Annotated in this window: 20 protein-coding genes and 2 pseudogenes; 16 read left to right on the top strand and 6 right to left on the bottom strand. The window is 74.8% G+C overall.

Annotated features, from left to right (window positions below):
- Positions 1–52: 52 nt before the first annotated feature.
- Positions 53–2,869 (top strand): DNA polymerase I, encoded by a 2,817-nt coding sequence (gene polA / locus Ae150APs1_RS04715; RefSeq protein ID WP_083679932.1) that lies wholly within the window; start codon positions 53–55, stop codon positions 2,867–2,869.
- Positions 2,870–2,873: 4 nt separating this feature from the next.
- Here the strand turns inward: polA and Ae150APs1_RS04710 are convergent, their stop codons facing one another.
- The 3 genes from Ae150APs1_RS04710 to Ae150APs1_RS04700 form a co-directional block, all read right to left on the bottom strand.
- A complete protein-coding gene (locus tag Ae150APs1_RS04710; RefSeq protein ID WP_060575683.1) occupies positions 2,874–3,407 on the bottom strand; it encodes a hypothetical protein in 534 nt (177 codons plus the stop codon).
- Positions 3,408–3,539: 132 nt separating this feature from the next.
- Positions 3,540–4,079 (bottom strand): molybdenum cofactor biosysynthesis protein, encoded by a 540-nt coding sequence (locus Ae150APs1_RS04705; RefSeq protein ID WP_075296045.1) that lies wholly within the window; start codon positions 4,077–4,079, stop codon positions 3,540–3,542.
- A 7-nt stretch (positions 4,080–4,086) separates the two neighbouring features.
- Entirely contained in the window at positions 4,087–5,232 is a 1,146-nt protein-coding gene (locus Ae150APs1_RS04700; RefSeq protein WP_075296043.1) for an alpha/beta hydrolase, read from the bottom strand.
- Between the two features lie 140 nt (positions 5,233–5,372).
- Here Ae150APs1_RS04700 and ruvC point away from each other — a divergent pair.
- From ruvC to Ae150APs1_RS04660, 8 genes and pseudogenes are all read left to right on the top strand, one after another.
- A pseudogene (ruvC, locus tag Ae150APs1_RS04695) lies at positions 5,373–5,930 on the top strand (crossover junction endodeoxyribonuclease RuvC); the annotation flags it as partial.
- Positions 5,931–6,157: 227 nt separating this feature from the next.
- Positions 6,158–6,766, top strand: a complete 609-nt coding sequence (gene ruvA, locus Ae150APs1_RS04690; RefSeq protein WP_075296041.1) for a Holliday junction branch migration protein RuvA — start codon at positions 6,158–6,160, stop codon at positions 6,764–6,766.
- 50 nt (positions 6,767–6,816) lie between these two features.
- Positions 6,817–7,845, top strand: a complete 1,029-nt coding sequence (ruvB, locus tag Ae150APs1_RS04685) for a Holliday junction branch migration DNA helicase RuvB (RefSeq protein ID WP_075301685.1) — start codon at positions 6,817–6,819, stop codon at positions 7,843–7,845.
- A 406-nt stretch (positions 7,846–8,251) separates the two neighbouring features.
- Entirely contained in the window at positions 8,252–8,626 is a 375-nt protein-coding gene (yajC, locus tag Ae150APs1_RS04680; protein WP_075296039.1) for a preprotein translocase subunit YajC, read from the top strand.
- Positions 8,627–8,772: 146 nt separating this feature from the next.
- The gene (secD, locus tag Ae150APs1_RS04675) at positions 8,773–10,533 is read left to right on the top strand and encodes a protein translocase subunit SecD (protein WP_075296037.1); all 1,761 of its coding nucleotides are present in this window, start codon (positions 8,773–8,775) and stop codon (positions 10,531–10,533) included.
- Complete coding sequence (gene secF / locus Ae150APs1_RS04670; RefSeq protein WP_075296035.1) at positions 10,530–11,696, top strand: protein translocase subunit SecF; 1,167 nt, start codon at positions 10,530–10,532, stop codon at positions 11,694–11,696. Before secD ends, secF begins: the two co-directional genes overlap by 4 nt.
- Positions 11,693–12,262, top strand: coding sequence for an adenine phosphoribosyltransferase (locus Ae150APs1_RS04665; protein WP_010228317.1), 570 nt, complete (start codon positions 11,693–11,695; stop codon positions 12,260–12,262). Before secF ends, Ae150APs1_RS04665 begins: the two co-directional genes overlap by 4 nt.
- A gap of 128 nt (positions 12,263–12,390) precedes the next feature.
- Positions 12,391–14,679 carry a bifunctional (p)ppGpp synthetase/guanosine-3',5'-bis(diphosphate) 3'-pyrophosphohydrolase gene (locus Ae150APs1_RS04660; protein ID WP_075301683.1) on the top strand — a complete coding sequence of 763 codons (2,289 nt, stop codon included), beginning with the start codon at positions 12,391–12,393 and terminating at the stop codon, positions 14,677–14,679.
- Positions 14,680–14,683: 4 nt separating this feature from the next.
- Here Ae150APs1_RS04660 and Ae150APs1_RS04655 read toward each other — a convergent pair whose 3' ends face one another.
- Together Ae150APs1_RS04655 and Ae150APs1_RS34175 are read right to left on the bottom strand one after the other, a co-directional pair.
- Entirely contained in the window at positions 14,684–14,881 is a 198-nt protein-coding gene (locus Ae150APs1_RS04655; RefSeq protein WP_083679931.1) for a hypothetical protein, read from the bottom strand.
- Positions 14,882–15,109: 228 nt separating this feature from the next.
- Complete coding sequence (locus tag Ae150APs1_RS34175) at positions 15,110–15,952, bottom strand: peptidylprolyl isomerase (protein WP_075296032.1); 843 nt, start codon at positions 15,950–15,952, stop codon at positions 15,110–15,112.
- Positions 15,953–16,083: 131 nt separating this feature from the next.
- On the opposite strand from Ae150APs1_RS34175, the gene hisS reads away from it, so the two are divergent.
- Positions 16,084–17,391 carry a histidine--tRNA ligase gene (gene hisS / locus Ae150APs1_RS04645; RefSeq protein ID WP_075296030.1) on the top strand — a complete coding sequence of 436 codons (1,308 nt, stop codon included), beginning with the start codon at positions 16,084–16,086 and terminating at the stop codon, positions 17,389–17,391.
- Positions 17,392–17,393: 2 nt separating this feature from the next.
- The gene (locus tag Ae150APs1_RS04640) at positions 17,394–17,939 is read left to right on the top strand and encodes a class I SAM-dependent methyltransferase (protein ID WP_075296028.1); all 546 of its coding nucleotides are present in this window, start codon (positions 17,394–17,396) and stop codon (positions 17,937–17,939) included.
- A 1-nt stretch (position 17,940) separates the two neighbouring features.
- Here the strand turns inward: Ae150APs1_RS04640 and Ae150APs1_RS04635 are convergent, their stop codons facing one another.
- Positions 17,941–19,431, bottom strand: a complete 1,491-nt coding sequence (locus Ae150APs1_RS04635; RefSeq protein WP_249266212.1) for a YibE/F family protein — start codon at positions 19,429–19,431, stop codon at positions 17,941–17,943.
- A 101-nt stretch (positions 19,432–19,532) separates the two neighbouring features.
- Here Ae150APs1_RS04635 and Ae150APs1_RS32615 point away from each other — a divergent pair, with 101 nt between their 5' ends.
- The 5 genes and pseudogenes from Ae150APs1_RS32615 to Ae150APs1_RS33300 form a co-directional block, all read left to right on the top strand.
- Positions 19,533–21,557, top strand: coding sequence for an intein-containing Rv2578c family radical SAM protein (locus Ae150APs1_RS32615; RefSeq protein ID WP_075296024.1), 2,025 nt, complete (start codon positions 19,533–19,535; stop codon positions 21,555–21,557).
- Between the two features lie 56 nt (positions 21,558–21,613).
- On the top strand, positions 21,614–23,458 hold the full coding sequence (gene aspS, locus Ae150APs1_RS04625; protein ID WP_075296022.1) for an aspartate--tRNA ligase: 1,845 nt from the start codon (positions 21,614–21,616) through the stop codon (positions 23,456–23,458).
- Positions 23,459–24,400 carry a DUF389 domain-containing protein gene (locus Ae150APs1_RS04620; protein ID WP_010235436.1) on the top strand — a complete coding sequence of 314 codons (942 nt, stop codon included), beginning with the start codon at positions 23,459–23,461 and terminating at the stop codon, positions 24,398–24,400. It begins immediately after the preceding gene.
- Between the two features lie 11 nt (positions 24,401–24,411).
- Positions 24,412–25,614: a hypothetical protein gene (locus Ae150APs1_RS04615; protein ID WP_075296020.1), complete on the top strand. Its 1,203-nt coding sequence runs from the start codon at positions 24,412–24,414 to the stop codon at positions 25,612–25,614.
- Positions 25,615–25,647: 33 nt separating this feature from the next.
- A pseudogene (locus Ae150APs1_RS33300) lies at positions 25,648–26,361 on the top strand (SGNH/GDSL hydrolase family protein); the annotation flags it as partial.
- Positions 26,362–26,560 lie beyond the last annotated feature (199 nt).

The raw sequence follows: 26,560 nt of genomic DNA, 5'->3' as shown, positions 1-26,560 counted from the left end.
TACCGGGCGCGGCCGCGTTCGTTGTCGGGGGTCGGTTCTACACTCGCCGCCGATGAGCACCGCGACGGAGAGCACCCCGAAGAAGGGGGCGCAGCAGAAGGCCCCGGGATCGTCCGGCAGGAAGGCCCCGGACCGGCCGCGCCTGCTGCTGCTCGACGGTCACTCCCTGGCCTACCGGGCGTTCTTCGCGCTGTCCGCGGAGAACTTCCGCACCGGCACCGGGCAGACCACGAACGCGGTCTACGGCTTCACCTCGATGCTGATCAACCTGCTGCGCGACGAGGAGCCGACGCACCTGGCGGTGGCGTTCGACGTCTCCCGGAAGACGTTCCGCTCCGAGCGGTTCGCCGACTACAAGGCGAACCGGACGACCACGCCGGACGACTTCCGCGGCCAGATCGACCTCATCAAGGAGGTCCTGGGTGCGCTGAACATCCCGGTGTTCGCGGTCGACGGCTTCGAGGCCGACGACCTCATCGCCACCCTCGCGACGCAGGCCGAGGGCCAGGGCTTCCAGGTGCTCATCACTACCGGCGACCGGGACGCGTTCCAGCTGGTCACCGAGGACGTCACGGTGCTCTACCCGAAGCGCGGCGTGTCCGACCTGGGCCGGATCGACCCGGCAGAGGTCGACAAGCGCTACGGGCTGACCCCGACCCAGTACCCCGACTTCGCGGCGTTGCGCGGCGACCCGTCGGACAACCTGCCCTCGATCCCGGGGGTCGGTGAGAAGACGGCGGCGAAGTGGGTCCGCGAGTTCGGCTCGCTCGCCGAGCTGACCGACCGGGTCGACGAGGTGAAGGGCAAGGCAGGCGACAACCTGCGGGCCAACCTGGCCAACGTGCTGCTGAACCGGCAGCTCACCGAGCTGGTCCGCGACGTCGACCTCGGTGCGGGCCCGGAGCAGCTCGAGGTGCGCGCCTGGGACCGCGACGCGGTGCACCGCCTGTTCGACGAGCTCGAGTTCCGGGTGCTGCGCGAGCGCCTGTTCTCCACGCTGTCGTCGGCCGAGCCGGAGGCCGAGGAGGGCTTCGAGATCTCCGCGGAGGTCGTCGAGCCGGGGTCGGTGCGGTCCTGGCTCGACGCCCACGCCCGCGACGGGCGGCGGATCGCGCTGAGCTTCGCCGGGGTCGCCGGGCCGGTCGCGGGCCGCGACGTCGCGGGGATCGCGCTGGCGGTCGGGGAGCCGACGGTCGAGCAGCGCGCGGCCGGGGCGACGGCGGGCGTCCCCCGGGCCGGCTACCTCGGTCTCGCCGGTCTCACCCCGGACGACGAGGCCGCACTCGGCGACTGGCTCGCCGACGCCGACGTGCCCAAGGCCGCGCACGACGTGAAGGCCGTCCTGCACGCGCTGCGGTCCCGCGGCTGGTCGCTGGCCGGGCTGACCAGCGACACCGCGCTCGCCGCGTACCTGGCGCGGCCGGGGCAGCGGACCTTCGACCTGGCCGACCTGGCACTGCGCTACCTGCGCCGCGAGCTGCGCACCGAGGAGCCGGCCGACGGGCAGCTGTCCCTGCTCGGCGGGGCCGACGAGGCGGACGCGCAGGCCGCGCAGCAGGAGATGTTGGCCGCGTCGGCGATCGCCGAGCTGGCCGACGCCCTCGACACCGAGCTCGCCGAGCGGGGCGGCACCGAGCTCCTCGCCGACCTGGAGCTCCCGCTGGCGTTCGTCCTCGCCGACTGCGAGGCGGCCGGGATCGCGGTCGACTCCGAGACGCTCTCGGACCTGGAGTCCGACTTCGGCGGCCAGGTCCGCGAGGCCGCGCAGAACGCGTACCGGGTGATCGGCAAGGAGATCAACCTCGGGTCGCCGAAGCAGCTCCAGGTGGTGCTGTTCGACGAGCTGGAGATGCCGAAGACCAAGCGCACCAAGACCGGCTACACCACCGACGCGGACGCGCTGCAGAGCCTCTACGAGCAGACCGGTCACGAGTTCCTGCAGTTCCTGCTGCAGCACCGGGACGCGACCCGGCTGAAGGTCACCGTCGACGGGCTGATCAAGTCCGTCGCCGACGACGGCCGCATCCACACCACCTACTCGCAGATGATCGCGGCGACCGGCCGGCTCTCGTCGACCGACCCGAACCTGCAGAACGTGCCGATCCGCACCGCGGCCGGCCGCCGCATCCGGGACGCGTTCGTCGTCGGGACCGGGCCGGAGGGCGGGGCCTACGCGGAGCTGATGACCGCGGACTACAGCCAGATCGAGATGCGGATCATGGCGCACCTGTCCGAGGACGAGGCGCTGATCGAGGCCTTCCGCTCGCAGCACGACTTCCACGCCGAGACCGCGGCCCGGGTGTTCGGCGTCGAGGCGGCCGGGGTGTCGGTCGAGCAGCGCGCCAAGATCAAGGCGATGAACTACGGCCTGGCCTACGGGTTGTCGGCCTACGGCCTGTCCGGGCAGCTGCGGATCTCCACCGACGAGGCCAAGGGCCTGATGGACGACTACTTCGCCGGGTTCGGCGGGGTGCGCGACTACCTGGCGGGCGTCGTCGACCAGGCCCGCAAGGACGGCTACACCGCGACCATCCTCGGCCGTCGCCGCTACCTGCCCGACCTGACCAGCGACAACCGCCAGCGCCGGGAGATAGCCGAGCGGATGGCGCTCAACGCGCCGATCCAGGGCAGTGCCGCGGACATCATCAAGGTGGCGATGCTCGGGGTGCGCCGGGCACTGTCGGCCGAGGGACTGCGGAGCCGGATGCTGCTGCAGGTCCACGACGAGCTCGTGCTCGAGGTGGCCGACGGCGAGCGCGAGACCTGCGAGGCGCTGGTCCGGCGGGAGATGGCGGCCGCCGCCGACCTCTCGGTGCCGCTCGAGGTGTCGGTCGGCTACGGCCGCAGCTGGGACGCCGCCGCGCACTGACCGGTCACGACCCGGCGAACTCCGGGGCACGGGGCCGCAGGTGGGCGGGTGCGAGCAGGCGGGCCGCCCGCCCCAGCTCGGCGACGAGCTGCTCGGCCGCGACGTCCTGCCGCAGCGCCTCGCGGTGCAGCGCACCGGTGACGGGGTCGCCGGCGTGGTGGCCGCACCGCAGCATCGGCGCCCGCTCCCGGCGCAGCAGGTCGGCGAGCGCCCGCCCGGCGGCGGCGAGGACGTCGACGTCGTCGAGGTCGACGGCGAACACCGCCCGGGACCCGTGCTCCGGTGCGGCCGCGGCCAGCAGGGCCGGTTCCGCGGAGCGGGCCCAGGCCCGCAGCGCGTGCCGGTCGGCGAGCGGGACGGGCAGCGTCACGCCGTCGGCCTCGATCCCGGCGAGGGTGAGCAGCAGGCCGGTGATCCGCGCCGAGCGTGTGGTCCACGCCGGGCGGCCACCGGGCAGGCCGAGCAGCATCACGATCCGGATGCCGGGGGCGGCCCGCCGGTGGTCGGCGGGGCGGTGCGGGGCGAGGACCGGCGACATCGGGTACCTCCCGTCGGGGACGTCGGGTTCCGGCTCGCCGCGCCCCGGCCTGCCGTTACGCCCCGCCGACGGGCGGTGCCACGGCCCCGGTGGGCGGTCGCGCGACGGCGTCGGGTGGTGCCGGCCGTCGCGTCAGGCCGCAGCCGGTTCGAGGACGGTCAGGACGGCCCCGCCGACGCGGAGGACGCCGTCGTCGAGGGGCTCGCAGCGCCCCCCGCCCCGCTCGCGCAACGCCGCCCACGCGCCGTCGCCGATCGCCGTGTCCATCCAGCGGCACGGGCGAGCCGGCCGGTGCACCCGGAACCGGACCGGACCCGCACCGGAGTCGAGTGCGACCAGCGCGCCGTGGCCGTCCCGGCCCACGGCGGCGAGGGCGTCGACGTCGGCGCCGCGCAGCACGACGTTCCGCCGGGCCGCCTCCGGTGTCGCCTCGACGCCCAGGAGCGCACCGGTGTGGTCGAGGGCCTCGGCCGCGAACAGGGTCACGGCGGCCCGGCGGTGCGCGGGCCGGCCGGCGTAGCGGTCGCCGACGATGCCGTGCCCCGCGCGGACGGTCACCTCCGTGCGGCGCAGCGGCTCCGGGTCCGGGCGGGGCCCGTCGGACGGCCGTCCCTCGTACGCGTGCTGGGGCGAGACCAGCAGCGCGACGATCTCGATCCGGGTCCCGGCCATCGGCGGGTCAGCCCGGGTCCGTGAGGAACCGGAGCACGGCCTCCCGGGCGAGCTGGGCGCCCGGACTGCCGAAGGGACGGTCGAAGACGTGGTCGGCGTAGGGGACGGTGACCAGGCGGCCGGGCACGCCGGCGGCGCGCAGCTCGGCGTCGTAGGCGACGACCCGGTCCGGGAACACGTAGTGGTCGGCGGAGCCCAGGAGGATCAGGGTCGGCGGCAGCTCGGGGCGCACCTGCTCGGCGGGGGAGAGCAGCCGCAGCAGGCCCGGGGCATCGGCGGCGGCACCGCCGAGCAGGGTCTGCTGCAGGCCGGGGTCGATCAGGGTGAGGTCGACCGGCGGGTGGAACGCGACGACGCCCACCGGCGGCGGCCCCGGCGCCGGCGGCGGGGCGTCGGCCGGACCGGTCCCGCCGAACGCCGCAGGGGCCTCCGAGCAGGCGAGCGTGCCGTCGAGCAGGCCCGACGCGGCGCCGAGGGCCAGCGTGGCGCCCGCGGACTGCCCGCCGAGGACCAGCCTGCCCGGATCGAGCTCGCCCTCGGCGCCGGACCGGATCCGGTCGACGGCGCAGGCCACGTCGCGCTGCTGCTCCCGGCCGATCGGCTCGGGCGGCGGGAACCGGTAGTCGATCGCCGCGACCGCCCAGCCGCGGTCGGCCAGCCAGCGGTGCATCGCCGTCCGGTCGGTGCGGTCGCCGCTGGTCCAGCTGCCGCCGTGCGTCCACACCATCGTCGGGTGCGGGCCCGGCCCGGCGGGCAGGTAGAGGTCCATCGAGCGGCCCGGCGCGTACTCGACGGTGCGGTCCGGGTTCCCGGACGGCTGCCCGATCCCGGTGAGCGCGGACGTCCAGTCCAGCCGCACGCCCTCCCCGGCCGCGGCGCGGCCCTGCGCGGCGAGCACCGTCACCATCCCGACGGTGACGGCGAGGGCGACCGTCGCCGTCGCCCAGCCGACGACCGGGGCCCCGGCCTTGCGCGCCGCCAGCCCGATCAGGATGCCGAGGACGGCCGCGATCGCGGCGTGCAGCGGGTACTGCCCGGTGACGAACGACCCGGCGAACCCGATCACCGGCGTCTCCGGGCGGAACGCACCCACCAGGACCACCAGCAGGACCGCCGCCCAGACGAGCGCGGACCGGCGGAGGAAGGACGTCACCCGCGCACCCTGCCATCCGGGTCTTTCCCACCGGCGGGCCGGGCACGGACGGGCGAGTCGCGGCGCGCCCCGGCCGGGCTGCCGGCGGACGGCCGGTAGCGTGCGGGGTTCGAACGGACGTGCGGGAAGGGTGTGACGCGGTGCGGGTGCTCGGGGTCGACCCCGGCCTGACCCGGTGCGGGATCGGTGTCGTCGAGTCGGGGGAGGGGCGCTCGGTCTCGTTCGTCGACGTCGGGGTCGTGCGCAGCGGGACCGACCTCGCGCTGGAGCGCCGGCTGCTGACCGTGGCCGACGAGGTGGAGCGCTGGATCGCCCGCCACCGGCCGGACGTGATCGCCGTCGAGCGGGTGTTCAGCCAGCACAACGTCCGCACGGTGATGGGCACCGCGCAGGCCAGCGGCGTCGTCGCGCTGGTCGCGGCGCGCGCGGGGCTGCCGGTCGCGTTCCACACCCCCAGCGAGGTCAAGGCCGCGGTGACCGGCGAGGGCCGTGCCGGGAAGGCCCAGGTGACGACGATGGTGACCAAGGTGCTGGGCCTGGACACACCGCCGAAGCCCGCCGACGCGGCGGACGCCCTGGCGCTCGCGATCTGCCACTGCTGGCGCTCGCCGATGCTCGACCGGATGGCGCAGGCCCGGGCACGGGCCGACGAGCTGGCGGCGACCCACCGGGCCCGGCTGGCCCAGGCGCAGGCCGCCGACGACGGTGCCGCACCGACGGCGGCCGCCCAGTGGGCCGCGGCCCGGGCGGCGGCCGAGCGGTCCGGCGGTGCCTGGCAGGCGTCCACGGGGCGGCCCGGCGGCCCGGCGGCCCGCCCGGCCCGTGGGGGACCCGGCGGTGCGCGGCGCGGTACGGCCGCGCCGGGCGCCCCGGAGGCCCCCGGTAGCGTCCCGCGGCGGACGAACTCCTGGAAGGGGACCCCTCGGTGATCCACTCGGTGCGCGGCCCGGTCCTGGAGATCGGGCTCGACCACGTCGTCGTCGAGGTGGGCGGGGTCGGGCTCGCGGTGCACGCCACGCCGTCGACGCTCGGCGGGCTCCGCCGGGGCGAGGAGACCCGGCTCGCCACCACCCTGGTGGTGCGTGAGGAGTCGCTGACCCTGTTCGGGTTCGCCGACACCGAGGAGCGCGAGCTCTTCCTCCTCCTGCAGACGGTCTCGGGCATCGGGCCGCGGCTGGCGCTCGCCACCATCGCCGTGCTGGAGCCGGACACGCTGCGCCGCGCCCTCGCCGACGGGGACCTCGCCGTCCTCACCCGGATCCCGGGCGTCGGGCGGAAGAGCGCCGAGCGGCTGGTCGTGGAGCTGCGCGACAAGGTGACCGCACCCGCCGCCGCCCCGGCCGGGGCCACCGCCGCGGCGGCGCCGTCGCCGGTCCTCGGCGTGCGGGAGCAGGTCGTCGAGGCGCTGCTCGGGCTCGGGTTCCCGCAGCGACCGGCCGAGCAGGCCGTCGACGGGGTGCTGGCCGAGCAGCCCGACACCTCCGCGAGCGGGCTGCTGCGCACGGCGCTGTCGTCGCTGGGCCGGTCGCGGTGACACCGGAGCCGGAGCCCGCGGCGGACCCGTACGCCGACGCGTTCGACCGGATCCGCGAGATCGACGCCGTCGCGCGGCCGGGGGAGGCCGACGTCGAGGCGTCGCTGCGCCCGCGGTCGCTGGACGAGTTCGTCGGGCAGCCGCGGGTCCGCGAGCAGCTCGAGCTCGTGCTGGAGGGCGCACGCCGTCGCGGCGACCCACCGGACCACATCCTGCTCTCCGGTCCGCCCGGCCTCGGCAAGACCAGCCTCGCGATGATCGTCGCCCAGGAGCTGGGCGCCTCGATCCGGCTCACCTCCGGGCCCGCGCTGGAACGCGCGGGCGATCTCGCGGCGATGCTGTCCAACCTCGTGCCGGGCGACGTCCTGTTCATCGACGAGATCCACCGCACGGCCCGGCCCGCCGAGGAGATGCTGTACCTGGCGATGGAGGACTTCCGGGTCGACGTCGTCGTCGGCAAGGGACCGGGTGCGACGTCGATCCCGCTCGACGTCGCCCCCTTCACCCTGGTCGGGGCCACCACGCGGGCCGGGTCGCTGACCGGGCCGTTGCGCGACCGGTTCGGCTTCACCGGGCACATGGAGTTCTACGAGGACCTCGAGCTCGAGCACGTCCTGCACCGCGCCGCGGGGATCCTCGGCATCGACCTGCGTGCCGACGGTGCGGAGGAGATCGCCGGGCGCTGCCGGGGCACCCCGCGGGTCGCGAACCGGCTGCTGCGCCGGGTGCGGGACTTCGCGGAGGTCCGGGCCGACGGCGTCATCCACCGCGAGGTCGCCCGCGCCGCCCTCGCCGTCTACGACGTCGACGAGCTCGGCCTCGACCGCCTCGACCGCGCCGTGCTGTCCGCGCTGGTCCGCTCGTTCCACGGCGGGCCGGTCGGCGTCTCCACGCTCGCCGTCGCGGTGGGGGAGGACGCGGGCACCGTCGAGGAGGTCTGCGAGCCGTACCTGGTGCGGGCCGGGATGCTCGCCCGCACCCCGCGCGGCCGGGTCGCGACCCCGCTCGCCTGGACGCACCTCGGGCTCACCCCGCCGGCCGACGCCCCGGCCGGGCACCGCATCGACCCGCTCTTCTGACGGTCCCGCCGGTCCTCCCGGCACCGGCCGGGCCGGCTCCGGGCCGGCTCCGTGCCGGTCCGCTACGGCGTGTGGGTGAGAGCGGGCGTCCGGGTCCGGCGGTCGCATGGGAGGATCCGGACGGACCGAACGGATCGGGCACACGTCCGGGGCCGCCGGGGGCATGCTGGACCGTCCGCACACCGCGCGGGAGCACCCGGACGGCGCGCGGAGCCCCGGTGTCCGGCGAACACGCCGCCGGAACGATCCGGGCATCCGGCCCGTTACCTCGCGGGCCGGGCGCCCGGGGCGCCGCTCGGCCCCGGTGCACCGCGACGAGCGGTCCAGGCCCGGGAGGGCCCCGCCCGTCGGTGTCCGCCCCGGCTGGCACACTCACGATTACGAGACGAGACGGAGAACCCGCACGATGGATCTGAACCTTGCGCAGGAGGCCGGTGGTTCGGGCCTGCTGTCCCTGCTGCCCTTCCTCATCATCCTGCTGCTGTTCGTGCCGCTGTTCCTGAACGGCCGCAAGCAGCGCAGGCAGATGGCGGAGACGCAGGCGATGCAGCAGGCGCTGGAGGACGGCGACGTCGTCGTCACCACGTCCGGGCTGCGGGGCACGATCGTCGACGCCTCGTACGAGGACACGATCGACCTCGAGATCGCCGACGGTGTGGTCACCACGTGGCTGCGCGCCGCGATCCGGGAGAAGGTCGCCGCCGACGAGCAGGCCGAGACGGCACCGTCCGAGAAGACCGAGCAGTCTGAGCAGTCGGAGAACAAGCCGACGATCCACTGAGCACGTCGGGAGCGGGCCCCGAGGCCCGCTCCGGCGGCCCCGGCGCCACGGCCGGGCCCGGCACCCGGGCCGGCCTGGCCGGGTGAGCAGGCCGTGAGGCAGGCCGGCCGAGGCCGCCTCGCGAGTCGGATTCGGGAGAACACCACGTGGCAACGTCGTCGGGGCAGCAGCGTGTGCGCCCCTGGCGCTACCTGACCGCCTTCCTGGGCATCGTCGTGATCCTCTACACCCTGGTGCTCTTCACCGGGGGCGGGAACCTCACGCCGAAGCTGGGCATCGACCTGCAGGGCGGAACCCGCGTCACGCTCACCGCCCGCGCCGTCGACGGGCAGCCGCCGCCGCGCGACCAGCTGGTCCAGGCCGAGTCGATCATCGAGCAGCGCGTCAACGGGCTCGGTGTCAGCGGCGCCGAGGTCCAGCTGGACGGCAGCAACATCGTCATCACCGTCCCCGGCGACCAGGGCGAGCAGGCCCGGTCGCTCGGCCAGACCGCCCAGCTGCGGTTCCGCGAGGTCGTCGAGGGACCGATCCCCGCGGACCCGGCCGCGCAGCAGCAGCCGGCGCCCGGCGGCCAGCCCGCCCCCGGCGCGCAGCCCGGCCAGGAACCGGCCGGGGCGCCGGCGGGCCAGGCTCCCGCGGCACCGCAGCCGCAGGGGATGGGGGCGCCCGGCGAGCAGAGCCGCGCCGTCGCCCCGGTGGCGCAGAGCTCCCCGCTGCAGGACCCGCCGCCCGCGCCCGAACCCCCGGGCCCGACCGGCGCCGCGACCCCGACCGACCCGCGGGTCGCCGCCGAGGTCGAGCAGCTGCGCGCGACCCGGCAGAGCAGCGACCAGGCCACCCAGGTGCAGGCACTGCTCGCGCTGAACTGCGCGGGCCCGGATCCGCTGCAGGGCTACGACGACCCGGCCCAGCCGCTGGTCACCTGCGGTGAGGACGGCACGACCAAGTACATCCTCGGCCCGTCCTTCCTCGAGGGCACCGAGATCGCGTCCGCGCAGCCGCAGCAGAGCCAGGGCGCCGCCGGCTGGGCGGTCGGCCTGACCTTCAAGCCGCAGGGCGCCGAGACGTGGGGCCAGTACACGACCGCCAACGTCGGGAAGAACGTCGCGTTCGTCCTCGACGGCGACGTGGTGTCCGCGCCCTCGATTAACCAGCCGATCTACGGCCAGACCCAGATCAGCGGGCAGTTCAACCAGGAATGCGCCCAGGACCTGGCGCAGACCCTGCGATACGGCTCGCTGCCGCTGGCCTTCGACCCGGGCACCGCACAGACCGTGTCCGCGACGCTCGGCCTGGCCTCGTTGGAGGCCGGACTGATCGCCGGTGCGGTCGGCCTGGCCCTGGTCTTCGTCTACTGCCTGTTCTACTACCGGCTGCTCGGGCTGCTGACGATCCTGTCGCTGGTCCTGTCCGGCGTGGTCGTGTACGCCGTCCTGATCCTGCTCGGGCGGTGGATCGGGTTCACCCTCGATCTCGCGGGCGTCGCCGGCTTCATCATCGCGATCGGCATCACCGCGGACTCGTTCGTGATCTTCTTCGAACGCCTGAAGGACGAGATGCGGGAGGGCCGGACGTTCCGCTCGGCGGTCCCGCGCTCGTGGGAACGGGCCAGACGGACGATCCTCACGGCCGACGCGGTCAGCTTCCTGGCCGCGGCCGTGCTCTACATCCTGGCCGTCGGTGAGGTCCGCGGGTTCGCCTTCACCCTCGGCATGTCCACCGTCCTCGACCTGGTCGTGGTCTTCCTGGTGACGTTCCCGCTGGTCGTGCTGATCTCCCGGTCGAAGTCGCTGGGCAGGCCCGGCCTGTCCGGGCTCGCGGCGGTCGACCGGATCGGTGCCCGGCACCGGCGGGACAAACCCGCCGTCGGGCAGCGTGCCACCAGCGGGAAGGGAGCGGGAGCATGACGGCCCCCGAGCGGACGTCGGGCTGGACCCGGCTCACCACCGGCACCGCGAGCGTCGACATCGTCGGCCGGAAGAAGCTCTGGTACATCGGGTTCGGCGTGCTGCTCGCGGTCTGCGTGCTGTCGCTGGTGTTCCGCGGGTTCAACCTCGGCATCGACTTCACCGGCGGATCGCAGATCCAGCTGCCGGCCACCGGTGCGAACGGGCCCATCAGCGTCGAGCAGGTCGACCGGATCTACACCGACGTCGTCGGGACCGCCCCCGAGGTCAGCCAGGCCGTCGGGACCGGGGACTCGGCGTCGATCGTGATCCAGTCCGAGCCGCTGACTCCGGAGCAGCTCGTCCCGCTGCGGGAGGCGCTGTTCCAGCAGCTCCAGCCGATCGGCGGGGGCGGCGTCCCGAGCGAGGCCGCGATCAGCGACTCCCAGGTCTCGGGCACCTGGGGCGGTGAGGTCACCACCCAGGCACTGATCGCGCTGCTGGTCTTCATCGTGCTGGTCACGATCTTCCTGGCGGTCTACTTCGAGCGGGCGATGGCCGCGGCGGCGCTGGTGGCGCTGATCAACGACATCGTCGTCACCGCGGGCGTCTACTCGGTCATCGGCCTCGAGGTCACACCGGCGACGGTGATCGGGCTCCTGACGATCCTCGGGTTCTCGCTCTACGACACCGTCGTCGTGTTCGACAAGGTGCGGGAGAACTCGCGCGGGCTGCTCAAGCTGACCCGCCGCAGCTACGCCGAGGCCGCGAACCAGGCGCTCAACCAGACGCTGATGCGGTCGATGAACACCTCGCTCATCGCGATCCTGCCGGTACTGGGCCTGCTGGTGATCGGCGTCGGGCTGCTCGGCGTCGGCACGCTCGCCGACCTGGCGCTCGTCCAGCTCGTCGGCATGATCTCCGGTGTCGTCTCCTCGCTCCTGCTGGCGACCCCGGTGCTGGTCGACATCAAGATGCGCGACGGGCGCTTCCGCGACCAGGCCGAGCGGGTCGCCGCCCGCCGGGCCCGCGCCGCGGCCGTCCGGGACGGTGAGGAGGTGCCGGACGCGGCCGAGCCCGCCACCGACACGTTCGCCGCGGTGAGCAGCACGTCGCGCTCGGCCCCGGCCGCGCCGCGGCCCGGGGTGCGCCCCACCGGCAAGACGGGCAGGAAGCGCCGGTGACCGCCGTCGACGGCATCCGGGTCGGCCCCGGCATCGACGGGGAGTCCGCCGAGGACCTGCTGCAGGTCGCCGGCCTCGTCCGCTCGGTGCCCGACTACCCGCAGCCGGGGGTGCTGTTCCGCGACATCACCCCGGTGCTCGCCCACGGCGGCTCGTTCGCGACGGTGACCACCGAGCTGGCCGCCCGCACCGGCGACGCCGACGTCGTCGTCGGGGTCGAGGCGCGCGGCTTCCTGCTCGGGGCGGCGGTCGCGCTCGTCGCCGGCGTCGGGACGGTGCCGGTCCGCAAGGCAGGCAAGCTGCCCGCCGTCGCCGCGTCGCGCAGCTACGAGCTGGAGTACGGCACCGCGACGCTGGAGCTCCCGGCCGGCGTGCTCGAACCGGGCACCCGGGTGTACGTCGTCGACGACGTGCTGGCCACCGGCGGCACCGCCGCCGCGGCGTGCGCGCTGCTCGCCGACGCGGGGGCCGACATCGTCGGCTTCGGCACGCTGATGGAGCTGACCGCGTTGAACGGCCGCACGAAGCTGGGTGACCTGCAGGTGGACGCCTTGTTGAGCGCGTAGGAGCACACGTTCCGCCCCGGGACGGTCCGCGGACTATCCTCGGGGCGGGACCACTCCCGCTACCGGCACGATCAGGAGGTGCGGTGACCGAGGTCGACCGGACGACGGCCCATCCCGCGACGCGGCCGCTGACCCCCGCCGACGACGAGCCTCCCCGCCCGTCCGCGACCCGGCGGGTCCGCGCCCGGATCGCCCGGCGGATGACGCCGCAGCGGGTCGCCATCGTCAAGCCGGTCCTGGAACCGCTGGCCGCGGTGCACCGCTCGCTGCACCCCAAGGCCGACCTGATGCTCCTGCAGCGGGCCTACGACGTCGCCGAGTCGAAGCACGAGGGCCAGACCCGCAAGTCCGGCGACCCGTACATCACCCACCCGCTCGCCGTCTCGACGATCCTCGCCGAGCTGGGCATGGACACGACGACGCTGGTCGCCGCCCTGCTGCACGACACCGTCGAGGACACCGACTACTCGCTGGAGCGGCTGCGCACCGACTTCGGCGACGAGGTCGCGCACCTGGTCGACGGCGTCACGAAGCTGGACAAGGTCGAGTTCGGTACCGCGGCCGAGGCCGAGACGATCCGCAAGATGGTCGTGGCGATGGCCCGGGACCCGCGGGTGCTGGTCATCAAGCTGTCCGACCGGCTGCACAACATGCGCACGATGCGCTTCCTGCGGCCGGAGAAGCAGGTCAAGAAGGCGAACGAGACCCTCGAGGTGTTCGCCCCGCTCGCCCACCGGCTCGGCATGGCCACGGTGAAGCTGGAGCTCGAGGACCTGTCGTTCGCGATCCTGCAGCCGAAGAAGTACCAGGAGATCGTCCGCCTGGTCGCCGACCGGGCGCCGTCCCGGGACACCTACCTGCGGCAGGTCATCGACGAGGTGACCTCCCAGCTCGACTCGGCACGGATCCCGGCGAAGGTCGAGGGACGGCCGAAGCACTACTACTCGATCTACCGCAAGATGATCGTCAAGGGCCGCGACTTCGACGACATCCACGACCTCGTCGGCGTGCGGGTGCTGGTCGAGGAGGTCCGCGACTGCTACGCCGCGATCGGCATGGTGCACGCGCTCTGGCAGCCGATGCCCGGCCGCTTCAAGGACTACATCGCCCAGCCGCGGTTCGGCGTCTACCAGTCGCTGCACACCACCGTCATCGGCCCGGACGGCAAGCCGCTCGAGGTACAGATCCGGACGCACGCGATGCACCGCACCGCGGAGTACGGCATCGCCGCGCACTGGCGGTACAAGGAGATCAAGGGCGGCCAGAGCAAGGAGGTCGAGGTTGAGGAGATGGCGTGGATGCGCCAGCTGCTCGACTGGCAGCGGGAGGCCGCCGACCCGGGCGAGTTCCTCGACTCGCTCCGTTTCGACCTCGCCGCCCGGGAGATCTTCGTCTTCACGCCGAAGGGCGACGTCGTCACCCTGCCCACCGGGTCCACCCCGATCGACCTGGCCTACGCCGTGCACACCGAGGTCGGGCACCGCTGCATCGGCTCGCGGGTCAACGGCAAGCTCGTCGCGCTCGAACGGCAGCTCTCCTCCGGCGACGTCGTCGAGATCTTCACCTCCAAGGCCGAGGACGCGGGGCCGTCCCGGGACTGGCTCGCCATCGCCAAGTCGCCGCGGGCCAAGGCGAAGATCAAGCAGTGGTTCGCGAAGGAGCGCCGCGAGGAGGCTGTCGAGGAGGGCAAGGAGGCCATCACCCGGGAGGCGCGCCGCACCGGGATGCCGCTCCAGCGGCTCATCTCCGGCGACGCCATGTCCGCGCTCGCCCGGGAGATGCACTACTCCGACGTGTCCGCGCTCTACGCCGCGGTCGGCGAGCACCAGGCCAGCGCCCAGCACGTGGTGCAGCGCCTCGTCGCCTGGTTCGGCGGCGAGGAGGAGGCCGAGGAGGAGCTCGCCGAGCGGGCGACGCCGTCGACGGTCCGGCACCGGCGGCCGTCCGGGAACGCCGGCGTCGTCGTGCAGGACGGCGACGGCCACGAGATGGGCGACCTCTACGTCAAGCTCGCCCGCTGCTGCACCCCGGTGCCGGGCGACGAGATCCTCGGCTTCGTGACCCGCGGCGGCGGGATCAGCGTGCACCGCACCGACTGCACCAACGCGGGTGACCTCACGGCCCGCGAGGAGCGGCTGGTCGCCGTCGCCTGGTCGGTGTCGCCGGAGTCGGTGTTCCTGGTGGCGATCCAGGTCGAGGCGCTGGACCGGCACCGGCTGCTCTCCGACGTCACGAAGGTCCTGGCCGACGAGAAGGTCAACATCCTGTCGGCGTCGACGACGACGTCGCGGGACCGGGTGGCGGTCTCCCGTTTCTCGTTCGAGATGGGCGACCCGAAGCACCTCGGGCACCTGTTGCAGGCGGTGCGCAACATCGAGGGCGTGTACGACGTCTACCGGGTCACCAGCGCGGCCTGACCGGTCACGCGGCGGCGAGCAGTGAGCGGCCCGCGTCGGTGAGGTGCGGCCGCAGCGGGGCGGCGCCCGACGCCTCGACCAGCCCGTCGTCGGCCAGCCGCACCCCGGCGAACTGGTCGCAGAAGCACACGCCGTCGATCGTGAGCGAGTGGCACTCGCCGTCGGTGACGGTGCAGCGGTCCGCGGCGATCGCACGCAGCACGGCCCGGTCCCGGTGGTTGAGCAGGGGGGCGGTTGGTGGTGGACATGATCGCCGCCTTTCCGTGCGGGGCAGGTGGGCCGTGCGGTCGTTCCGGACGGTTCCCAGACTGTCGCGGCGGATCCCGCCCGGCCATCGAGCGGGCCCCACCACGCCCGGGGTGGACCCCCGGACGCAGGTAGGGACCACCCCCGCACCGCGATCTCATCGGTGCGGGGCGGGGGTGGGCGTTCAGCCGACGGTCGCGCCCTGGATCTCCACCGGGACGTTCGGCGTGCCGTCACCGGACCCGACCGACTCGCCGCCCTTCGCGACCGTGTCGAGGGTCGACAGCCCCTGCGGGCCGATGGACCCGAACACGGTGTAGTTCGGCGGGAGCTGGGCGTCGCCGTAGATCATGAAGAACTGGCTGCCGTTGGTGTCCGGGCCCGCGTTGGCCATCGCGAGCAGCCCGCGGCCGTAGGTGAGCTCGGGGAAGACCTCGTCGGCGAACGAGTAGCCGGGGCCGCCGCTGCCGCGCCCGGTCGGGTCGCCGCACTGCAGCACCTGCAGGCCCGGGCTGGTCGTCAGCCGGTGGCACGACGTGCCGTCGAAGTAGCCCTGCTGCGCCAGGTTCGCGAAGCTGTTCACGGTGCACGGCGCGAGTGCCCGGTCCAGGGTGAGGTCGATGGTCCCCGCGCTGGTCTGCAGCGTCGTGGGGACCTGCCCCTCCGCGGAGACCTGACCGCCCGGGGGCGGGATGGCCGGCTTCGAGGCGGGCTCCGGCGACGCCGGGTAGGCGCAGTCGACCGACGCGGGCAGCGCGGTGGGCCGCTGCGGCAGCGGCACCGTGGGCAGGCCGGAGGTGTCCGGCCCGTCACCCTGCGCCTGGGCGGGCGGCGCGGCCTCCTCGGGTCCGCCCCACGCCGCGGTCAGCGCGTAGACGCCCCCGGCGGCCAGCGCGACGACCAGTACCGTCGCGACGGCGGCGATCGTCGTCGTCCGCTTCCGCTTCTCCGCCCGCTCGGCCCGGTGGGCCTGCTGGGCAGCGAGCTTCCGCTTCGCCGCCTCCCGGCGCTGCTCGTTCGTCGCCACGCTCCGCCACTCCCTGCTTGATCATTCGTTCCGACGGAGGGTAGCGGGGCGACCTGAGAGGGATTCTGAGAGACGGCGGTCCTAGGCTGGAGGGGCTTCCGGACGACAGCACGAGAGGACGTGGACCTGCAGTGACCGCCACCGAGCAGCGGGCGGACGGGCCCCGGGCACGCAAGCCCGAGCCGTTCGCCGCGCCGAAGGGCATCCCGGAGTACCTTCCGACGGATTCGGCGGGCTTCGTCCATGTCCGGGACACCCTCGCCGCGGCTGCCGCCCGGGCGGGGTACGGCTACATCGAGCTCCCGGTGTTCGAGGACACCGGGCTGTACGCCCGCGGGGTGGGGGAGTCCACCGACGTCGTCTCCAAGGAGATGTACACCTTCGCCGACCGCGGCGAGCGGTCGGTGACGCTGCGCCCGGAGGGCACCGCAGGCGTCGTCCGGTCGGTGATCGAGCACAACCTCGACAAGCAGGGGCTGCCGGTCAAGCTGCGTTACGCCGGGCCGTTCTTCCGCTACGAGCGCCCGCAGGCCGGCCGGTACCGGCAGCTGCAGCAGGTCGGGATCGAGGCGATCGGCGTCGACGACCCGGCGCTCGACGCCGAGGTCATCGCGGTCGCCGACGAGGGCTTCAAGGCGCTCGGCCTGACCGGCTACCGGTTGGAGCTCACCTCGCTCGGCGACGCCGAGTGCCGTCCCGCCTACCGCGAGCGGCTGCAGGAGTTCCTGTCCGGCCTGGACCTCGACGAGGCGACTCGCGAGCGGGCCGCGATCAACCCGCTGCGGGTGCTCGACGACAAGCGTCCCGAGGTGCGCGCGGCGATGGCGGGGGCCCCGCTGCTGATGGACCACCTGTCCGACGCCTCGGCCGAGCACCACGCGCAGGTCCTCGCGCACCTCGACGACCTCGGCGTCGCCTACACGGCGAACCCGCGAATGGTGCGCGGCCTGGACTACTACACGAAGACGACCTTCGAGTTCGTCCACGACGGCCTCGGCGCTCAGTCCGGGATCGGCGGCGGCGGCCGGTACGACGGCCTGATGGCCACCCTCGGCGGGCCGGAGCTGTCCGGCGTCGGGTTCGGCATCGGCGTCGACCGGACGCTGATGGCCTGCGCGGCCGAGGGCGTGCAGCCGTGGACGACCGCCCGGGCCGAGGTGTTCGGGGTGCCGCTGGGCGACGCCGCGAAGCGCAGGCTCGTCGTCGTCGCGGCGGAGCTGCGGGCCCGCGGGGTGCGGGTCGACCTCTCCTACGGCGGTCGCGGCCTCAAGGGCGCGATGAAGTCGGCGGACCGCTCCGGCGCCCGGTTCGCGCTGGTCCTGGGCGACCGCGACCTCGAGAACGGCACCGTCGGGCTCAAGGACCTCGCCTCCGGCGAGCAGCAGGACGTCCCGCTCGACGCCGTCACCGGAGCCGTCGTCACGGCCCTCGCGAGCTGACCGTGGCCGTCGACGACCAGGAGCGGTGGGACGCCCGGCACCGCGCGGCCGGCGTCGGCACCCCGCAGCCACCGGACGCGCTGCGGCCGCACACCGGGCTGCTGCCGGCCACCGGCCGGGCGCTCGACGTCGCCTGCGGCCGCGGGATCGTCGCCGCGTGGCTCGCCGCGCAGGGGCTCGACGTCGTCGCGGTGGACGTCTCGCCGGCGGGGCTCGCGGCCGGGGCGGCGCTCGTCGCGGCCGAGCAGCCGCCCGGGCGGGTCCGCTGGGTCCAGGCGGACCTCGACCACGGGTTCCCCGCCGACGACGACGTGTACGACGTCGTCGTCTGCCAGCGGTTCCGGGCCCCCGCGCTCTACCCGGCGCTCGCCGCGGCCGTCGCGCCCGGCGGGCTGCTGGTGGTCACCGTGCTCTCCGAGGTCGGCGACACCGGCGGGCAGTACCGGGCCGCCCCCGGCGAGCTGCCGGCGGCGTTCGGCGAGCTGGAGGTCGTCGCCCACCACGAGGGCGGTGGCGAGGCGCACCTGGTGGCCCGCCGGCCCGCCTGAGTCAGCGACGGGCGGCGACGAGCGCCGCGAGACCGGTCGTCACCGGCACCGCGGCGACCAGCCCGATGCTTCCGACCAGCGTCCGGACGATCTCGGTCGCGACGTCCTGGCTGGTCAGGACCTCCGTCACGCCGCCGGCCGCCACCGAGAACAGCAGCAGCAACGGCAGCGCGGCGCCGGCGTAGGCCAGCACGAGGGTGTTCACCGCCGACGCCACGTGGTCGCGGCCGATCCGCATCCCGGCGGCGAACAGCTCGCGGGGCCCGAGCCGCGGGTTCGCCGCACCGAGCTCCCAGACCGCCGACGCCTGGGTGACCGTCACGTCGTCGAGCGCACCGAGCGCGCCGATCACGAGCCCGGCCAGGACCAGGCCGCGCGGGTCGATCGGGACGCCGGGGCCGAGCGTCCCGATCAGGTTGGCCGTCGTGTCGTCCAGCCCGGTGAGCCGGGTGGCCGCGGTGAAGGCGTAGCCGAGCACGCCGATCAGGGCCAGCGACGCGAGCGTCCCCAGTACCGCGCACGACGTACGGGCGCTGAACCCGTGGGTCAGGTACAGCACCACGAACATGATCAGGCACGACCCGGTGACGGCCACCGCGAGCGGTGACCCGCCCGACAGGATCGCCGGCAGGACGAACCACAGCAGCACGGCGAAGCTGAGCAGCAGGCCCACCAGGGCGGCGAACCCGCGCAGCCGCCCCAGCAGCACGACGGCCACCGCGAACGCCGCCGCCAGCCAGCCCAGCGCGGGCCCGCGCTGGAAGTCGTTGAGCTGGTACGAGCCCGCCTCGTCCGGGTTCCCGCCGGACCAGGCCATCGTCACCGGGTCGCCGACGGCGAACCGCGGGCTGGACGGCTCGGTCGGGACGAGCTGCACGAGGTCCCGCCCGGCGCGGGGGCCGTCGGTCATCCGGACGGTGACGCCGGTGCAGGCCCCGTCGCCCGAGCCGGGGGAGCAGTCCGCGACCTGGACGGACTGCACGTCGCCGTGCACCTGCTCGGTCGGCGGCAGCTCGGGTGCCGGGACCGGTCCCGGCCACAGCAGGACGAGACCGGTGAGGGTCGCGAGGGCGCAGGGGACGAGCAGCGCGACGAGGAGGTTCCGCACCCGTCGGCCTGCGGGGGAGGGGGCGCCGTGTCCGTGTCCGTGTCCGGTGCCGGCGTGGTCCTCCTCGGCCCGGCGTCGCGCCGCACGGCGCCCGGTGCCGGTCGGGGCGCCGGCGGGCACCGGCCCGGTGGCGTACCCGCCGCCGTGCTCCTGCCCGGCGCCCTCCGTTCCCGGGGCCCACGGCGCGTCGGGACGACGACCGGCCCGCTCCGGCGGCGGGCCACCGGGACCGGGACGCCCCGGCACGGGCGGTGTCGCACGGGGCCGGGGGACACCGTGCCCGTGGCCGTCGCCGGGCTCGGGACGGCGCCGCCTGCCGGACGGCCGCCCGCCCCGCGGTTCCCCGGGGTACGGGTGCCGCGGGCCGGGATCGTCGGGATGCACGTCCGCATCCTCGCAAGCGATCACCGCACCGCCGACCGGTCCTCGCCCGGAGGCGGCCGCCGGGCGACGACCGGTTGCCCGGCATTCGAACTTGTGTTCGAATGACTCTCGTGCGGTGGAACGGGCAGCAGGTGGGAATCGACGGGATCGGCGCGGACGCGGCGCTGCCGGGGATGCGCGGGTTGCTGCGCACGGTGCGTACGCCGGAGTTCGCGGGGACGGTGTTCCACGAGGTGGAGGCGCGGTCGGTGCTGAACCGGGTGGCGTCGTCCTCGCCGGTGCCGTTCGGGTGGACGGTGAACCCGTACCGCGGCTGCTCCCACGCGTGCACCTATTGCCTCGCGGGCGACACCCCGGTGCTGACGGCCGACGGCCGGTCCCGCCCGATCGGGGAGCTCCGCCCGGGCGACGAGGTGGTCGGCACCACGTCCGACGGGCGGGGCCGCCGCCGGTTCGTCCGCACCCCGGTGCTCGCGCACTGGTCCACCCGGCGCCGCGCCCAGCGGGTGTCCCTGACCGACGGCACGGTGCTGGTCACCTCGGCCGAGCACCGCTTCCTGACCGGCGAGGGCTGGGCCCACGTGCGCCCGGGGCGGTGCCGGGCCTCGGCGGACCGTCCGCACCTGCGGCCCGGCTCCGCGCTGGTGGGGCCCGGCGCGGCGGCGATGCCCCGCGGCGCCCGGCCGCCCGGCTACGACGAGGGCTACCTCTGCGGTCTGGTCCGGGCCGACGCGGTCCGGTCCCGGGTGACGGCCGAGGCGTTCCCGTCGGCGTGGGTGGAGCTGGAGGCGGTCGCCCGCGCCCACCACCTGATCGGCCTGATCGGCGAACCGGCACGGGCCGCCGCACCGTCGGCGGCCCCGGCCGTGGCGCAGCGGCCGTCGCCCACGGTGTGGCCGGAGCACCCCGGGCCGGGTTGGTCGGCGGGATTCGTCGGCGGTGTGCTCGACGCCTGCGGCCAGGTCTCGGCGGGGGTGCTGCGGATCGTCCCGGGCGACGAGCAGCTCACCCGGGCCACGGTCGGGGCGGTGCGCCGGCTCGGGTTCCGGGTGGCGTCCGAACCGTCCGGGCGGCCGGGTGCGCGCGCGTTGCGGGTCCTCGGCGGCGCGGCGGAGCAGCTGCGGCTGGTCGCGGTCGCGGACCCGGCCGTCGCGCGGGTCCGCGACGTCACCGGTGCACTCGTCGAGGAGCCGCCGGAGGGGGCCCCGCAGGTCACCGGTGTTCACGACACCGGCCGGGTGGTCCCGATGTACGACATCACCACCGGCACGGGTGACTTCGTCGCGGCCGGGGTCGTCAGCCACAACTGCTTCGCTCGCAACACCCACACCTACCTCGACCTCGACGCGGGCGCGGACTTCGACTCCCAGATCGTGGTGAAGGTGAACGCCGCCCGGGTGCTGGAGCGTGAGCTGGCGCGGCCGTCGTGGCGGCGGGAGCACGTCGCGATGGGCACCAACACCGACCCGTACCAGCGGGCCGAGGGCCGCTACCGGCTGATGCCCGGGGTGATCGGGGCGCTCGCCCGGTCCGGCACACCGTTCTCGATCCTGACCAAGGGCACCGTGCTGACCCGGGACCTGCCGGACCTGGCCGCGGCGAACCGGGACGTCCGGGTCGGTACCGGGGTCTCGGTCGCGTTGCTCGACCGGGAGCTGCAGGCGCGCCTGGAACCGGGGACGCCGAGCCCGCGGGCCCGGCTCGACCTGGTCCGGCGGATCACGGAGGCGGGCCTGCCGTGCGGGGTGATGGTCGCGCCCGTCCTGCCGTGGCTCACGGACTCGGCCGAGGCGCTCGACGCGCTGCTCGGGGAGATCGCCGCGGCCGGTGCCCGCCGGGCCACCGTGCTCGCGCTGCACCTGCGGCCCGGGACCCGCGAGTGGTTCCTGCAGTGGCTGGGCCGCGAGTACCCGGCCCTGCTGCCCCGTTACGAGAAGCTCTACCGCCGGGGGGCGACGGCCGACCGCGAGTACCGCGCCGCCCTCCGGAGCCGCGCCGCGCCACTGCTGGCACGGCACGGCCTGGACGGTCCGGAGGCCGATCCGGGCGACCCCGGGTGGACCCGTCAGGAACCGGCCGCACCCCCGCCACGGGAGCCTCGTGACGAGCAACTCAGCCTGCTGTGACCCGACGGCAAGCCTGGTGACGGGCCGGTCGGGGGCGGCGGATAGCCTTGTCCGCCGTGATGCGAACCCACCCTGTCGGCACGCTGCGTGCCGAGAACGCCGGCCAGACCGTGACCCTCGCCGGATGGGTGGCCCGCCGCCGCGATCACGGCGGCGTGATCTTCATCGACCTCCGGGACCGGTCCGGTTCCGCGCAGGTCGTGTTCCGCGAGGGCGAGATGGCCGAGCGGGCCCACCGGCTGCGGTCGGAGTTCTGCGTGCAGGTCGTCGGCGAGGTCGTCCGGCGCCCCGAGGGCAACGAGAACTCCGAGCTGCCCACCGGCGACATCGAGGTCACGGTCACCGGGCTGACCGTGATGTCCGAGGCCGCGCCGCTGCCGTTCCCGATCGACGAGCACACCGGGGTCGGCGAGGAGATCCGGCTGACCCACCGCTACCTGGACCTGCGCCGCTCCGGCCCGGCGTCGGCGATGAAGCTGCGCAGCGACGTCAACAAGGCCGCCCGCGACGTGCTCGCCGCCGAGGACTTCATCGAGGTCGAGACGCCGACCCTGACCCGGTCCACCCCGGAGGGCGCCCGCGACTTCGTCGTCCCGGCCCGGCTGCGTCCCGGTTCCTGGTACGCGCTGCCGCAGAGCCCGCAGCTGTTCAAGCAGCTACTCATGGTCGGCGGCCTGGAGCGCTACTACCAGATCGCGCGCTGCTACCGCGACGAGGACTTCCGCGCGGACCGCCAGCCCGAGTTCACCCAGCTCGACATCGAGATGAGCTTCGTCGAGCAGGACGACGTCATCGCGCTGGCTGAGAAGGTGCTCGTCGCGCTGTGGAAGCTGGTCGGCTACGACATCCCGGCGCCGATCCCGCGCATGAGCTACGCCGAGGCGATGTCCCGCTACGGCTCGGACAAGCCCGACCTGCGGTTCGGCTTCGAGCTGACCGAGCTGACGTCGTACTTCGCGGACACCCGGTTCCGGGTCTTCCAGAACCCCTACGTCGGCGCCGTCGTCATGCCGGGCGGCGCCTCGCAGCCGCGCAAGGTGCTCGACGGCTGGCAGGAGTGGGCGAAGCAGCGCGGTGCCCGCGGCCTGGCCTACGTGCTGATCGGCGAGGACGGGCAGGTCGACGAGCGCGGCCCGGTGGTCAAGAACCTGTCCGAGACCGAGCGGGCCGGCCTGGCCGCGGCCGTCGGCGCGAACCCCGGCGACTGCATCTTCTTCGCGGCGGGGACGCCGTCCGACGCCCGCGCCCTGCTCGGCGCCGCCCGCGGCGAGATCGCGCGGCGGGTCGGCGCGATCGACGAGTCCGCCTGGTCGTTCGTGTGGATCGTGGACGCCCCGCTGTTCGAGTCCACCGCGGACACCGACGACGTCGCCGTCGGCGGGGGTGCCTGGACCGCGCTGCACCACGCCTTCACCTCGCCGACCCCGGACTGGATCGACACCTTCGAGCAGAGCCCGGGCGAGGCGCTGGCCTATGCCTACGACATCGTCTGCAACGGCAACGAGATCGGCGGCGGCTCGATCCGTATCCACGACGCCGACGTGCAGAAGCGCGTCTTCGAGATCATGGGCCTGTCCGAGGCCGAGGCCAAGGAGAAGTTCGGCTTCCTGCTGGACGCCTTCTCCTACGGCCCGCCGCCGCACGGCGGGATCGCGTTCGGCTGGGACCGGATCACCGCGCTGCTCGCCGGGGTCGACTCCATCCGCGAGGTCATCGCGTTCCCGAAGACCGGCGGCGGCTTCGACCCGTTGACCCAGGCCCCGGCGCCGATCACCGCCGCCCAGCGCAAGGAGGCCGGGGTCGACGCGAAGCCGGCCCAGCCGGCGCCCGGCGGCTCCGCGCCCGGCAGGCCGGCCGAGACCGGCGGCGGCGCACCGGAGAAGCCCGGCCCGGCCGCGTAGGTGCTGCACCTGCGGGTGGTCTGCCCGTCCGGGCGGACCACCGAGGTCTGCGAGGTCCTCACCGCCGAACCCGGGGTGGCCCACCTGGTGGTCCACCCCGGGGCGGCGGTGCGCCCGCCCGGCGACCTGGTCGAGGCCGACGTCGCGCGCGAGTGCACCGACGACCTCCTCGGCCGGCTCGCCGATCTCGGCGTCGACCACGACGGCGGGATCACCCTCGAGCAGCTCGACACCGTGCTCTCCGACCGGGCCGACGCCGCCGAGGAGGCCGCCCCCGGGGACGGGGCGGACGCCGTCGTCTGGGACGAGCTGATCCACCGGACCGGCGAGGAGTCCCGGCTCTCGCTCACCTTCCTGACGTTCCTCACGATCGCGTGCCTGCTCGCCGCGGTCGGCGCCGTCACCGACTCCCCGGTGACGGTCGTCGGCGCGATGGTCCTCGGCCCCGAGTTCGGGCCGATGGCGGCGATGGCCGTCGGGCTGGTGCTGCGCCGTGCCGACCTGATCCGGCGGGGCGCGGCCGCGCTGCTGGTCGGGTTCCCGTTCGCGATGGCCGTCACCGCACTGGCGACCGTCCTGTTCGACCTGTTCGGCTGGCTGTCGTCGGCGTCGCTGGACGGGCTCGAGCAGATGGACTTCATCTACGAGGTCGGGCCGTTCTCGCTGGTCGTGGCCGTCCTCGCGGGTGCCGCGGGGATGCTGTCGCTGACGTCGGCGCGGTCGTCGGCGCTGGTCGGCGTGTTCATCTCGGTGACGACCGTCCCCGCCGCCGCGTACGGCTCGGTCGCGGCCATCGAGGGCCGCTGGGTGGAGGCCGCGCTGTCGGTGCTGCAGCTCGGTCTCAACCTGGCCGGGGCGATCGGATCGGCGGCCGTGGTGCTGCTGCTCGCCCGGCACCGGTCCCGGCGTCGGGGCGCAGACCGCACGCTCTCCGAAGGGTAGGGTTTCCGGCGATGACCGATCCGCAGGCGACCCCCGGCGCGGTCGAGGCGGTGGCCGGCGCCGCACGGCTGCTGTCCCGCCGGGCGGGGTCCGAGGTCGAGCTCTCCGAGCCGGAGGATCTCGGTGGCAGCGGCCGCTCCGTGGTGGCCCGGGCACGCATGGGGCAGAACCCGTTCTCCGACCGCCGCAGCGTCGTGATCAAGCAGTACACGTCGCGGGCCGGCGACGGCGACGCGGAGGCCGCGTCCGACCCGTTCCGCTACGAGGTCGCCTCGTGCCAGCTGTTCACCGCGCTGCCGACCGAGATCCGGCCCAGCCCGGCGATCATCGCGCACGACCCGGAGCAGCGGCTGCTCGTCCTGGAGGACCTCGGCCGCAGCATGACCCTCGCCGACAAGCTGTTCGGGCCCGACAGGGAGGCCGCCCGCAACTGCCTGCTCGGCTGGGCCCGCGGCCTCGGGCGGATGCAGGCCGCCACCGCGGGCCGCGAGGGCGACTTCGGGGCGTTGCTGCGCCGGCTGGGGGAGAAGGCGCACCGCGACCCGATCGCCGACCAGGCCCGCGCCGCGCTGGCCCGGCTGCCGCAGCTGCTCGCCGAAGCGCTCGGCGTCACCGCCGGGGACACGGCGGTGCTGGAGGCACGCGGTGGGGTGCGGCTGCTCGGCGGCACCGGGTTCCGGGCGTTCAGCCCGTCCGACACCTGCCCGGACAACAACCTGGTCACCTCGCGCGGCGTGCGGTTCGTCGACTTCGAGTGGGGCTGTTTCCGCGACGTCGTGCTCGACGCCGCGTACGTCCGCATCCCGTTCCCCGGGTGCGCCAGCAGCTACGCGCTGCCGGCCGCGGTGTCCGCGCAGATGCTGGAGGCCTGGCGCGCCGAGGTCGCGCCGGTCTGGCCCGAGCTCGACGACCCCGACGTGCTGGAGTCGCGCCTCACCGACGCGCACCTGCTGTGGGTGTGGTGGTCGACCTGGATGCTGCTGCCGCGGGTACTGGAGCACGACGGCCCCATCGGCGACGACGCCGGCCGCTCACCCCGGATCTCCACGGCCCTGCGCCACTACTGGCGGGGGCTGGGTGCCGCCGCCGCGGCGACCGACCGGCGCGGCAACGCGGAGCTGGCCGGCGCCGTCGTCGAGGCGCTGGACGAGCGGTTCCCGGACGCCCCGTCCGAGCTGGCGGTGTTCCCCGCGTTCCGGACGGGCGAGCGGTAAGAGTTCGCGTGCCGGTCCGGGGCGCGTCACCGCGTGCACACCGCGGCGGTGCGCACGCGGGTGATCGTGAGGGTCGTGCGCCCGACGATCGCGTCCTCGCCCGTCGCCGATCCCGCCTCCCGACACGTACCCGCCCGCCCCGCACCCGCCCGGACCGGCGCCACCCCGCCGGGGCCCGGGCGCCCCGTCCGGCATCTCGCCGTGCTGGGCGACTCCACCGCCGTCGGGCTGGGTGATCCCCGGCCCGGCGGCGGGTGGCGCGGTTTCGGACCGCTCCTGCGTGACGCCGTGACCGATCCTGACCGTCCCGACCCGGTGCGCCTCGACAACCACGCCCGGACCGGTGCCCGGATGGCCGCCACCCGGCACGAGCAGGTGCCCGCGGCGGCCGCCGCCCGGCCGGACGTCGTCGTCCTCTGCGCCGGGATGAACGACACCCTGCGCTCCGACTTCGACCCCGAGGAGATCCGCCGCGACTGCGCGGAGGCCCTCGACCTGCTCGGCCGGGCCGGGGCGACCGTCCTGCTGGTCCGGTTCCACGACCACACCCGGGTGTTCCGGTTGCCCGCCGTGATGCGCAGGGCACTCACCGCCCGGATCCTCGCCCTCAACGCGGCGCTCGACGACGCCGTCGCCGCGGCCGCGCCGTCCGTCACCGTCGGGATGCTCGACCTGGAGACGACGTCGCCGTACGACCCGGCCGCATGGAGCGTGGACCGGCTGCACCCGTCCGAGCTCGGGCACCGGCTGCTCGCCCGCGGGCTCGCCGAGCTCCTCGCGGCGGAAGGCTGGGCCGTCCCCGGCACGGTCTCGCTCGACGCCGCGGGCGGCCGGGTCGTGAGGTCGTGGGAGCGCGGGGCGTGGCTGGTCGGGAAGGGGGTGCCGTGGCTGTGCCGCCGTGGGCGCGACCTGGGGCCGGTGATGGTCCGCGGCCTGGCGGAGGGGA

This window comes from Pseudonocardia sp. Ae150A_Ps1, assembly GCF_001932315.1.
GTDB lineage: Bacteria > Actinomycetota > Actinomycetes > Mycobacteriales > Pseudonocardiaceae > Pseudonocardia.
Note: the sequence above shows the minus strand (reverse complement) of the source record. Positions and strands in the feature narration are given on the sequence as shown.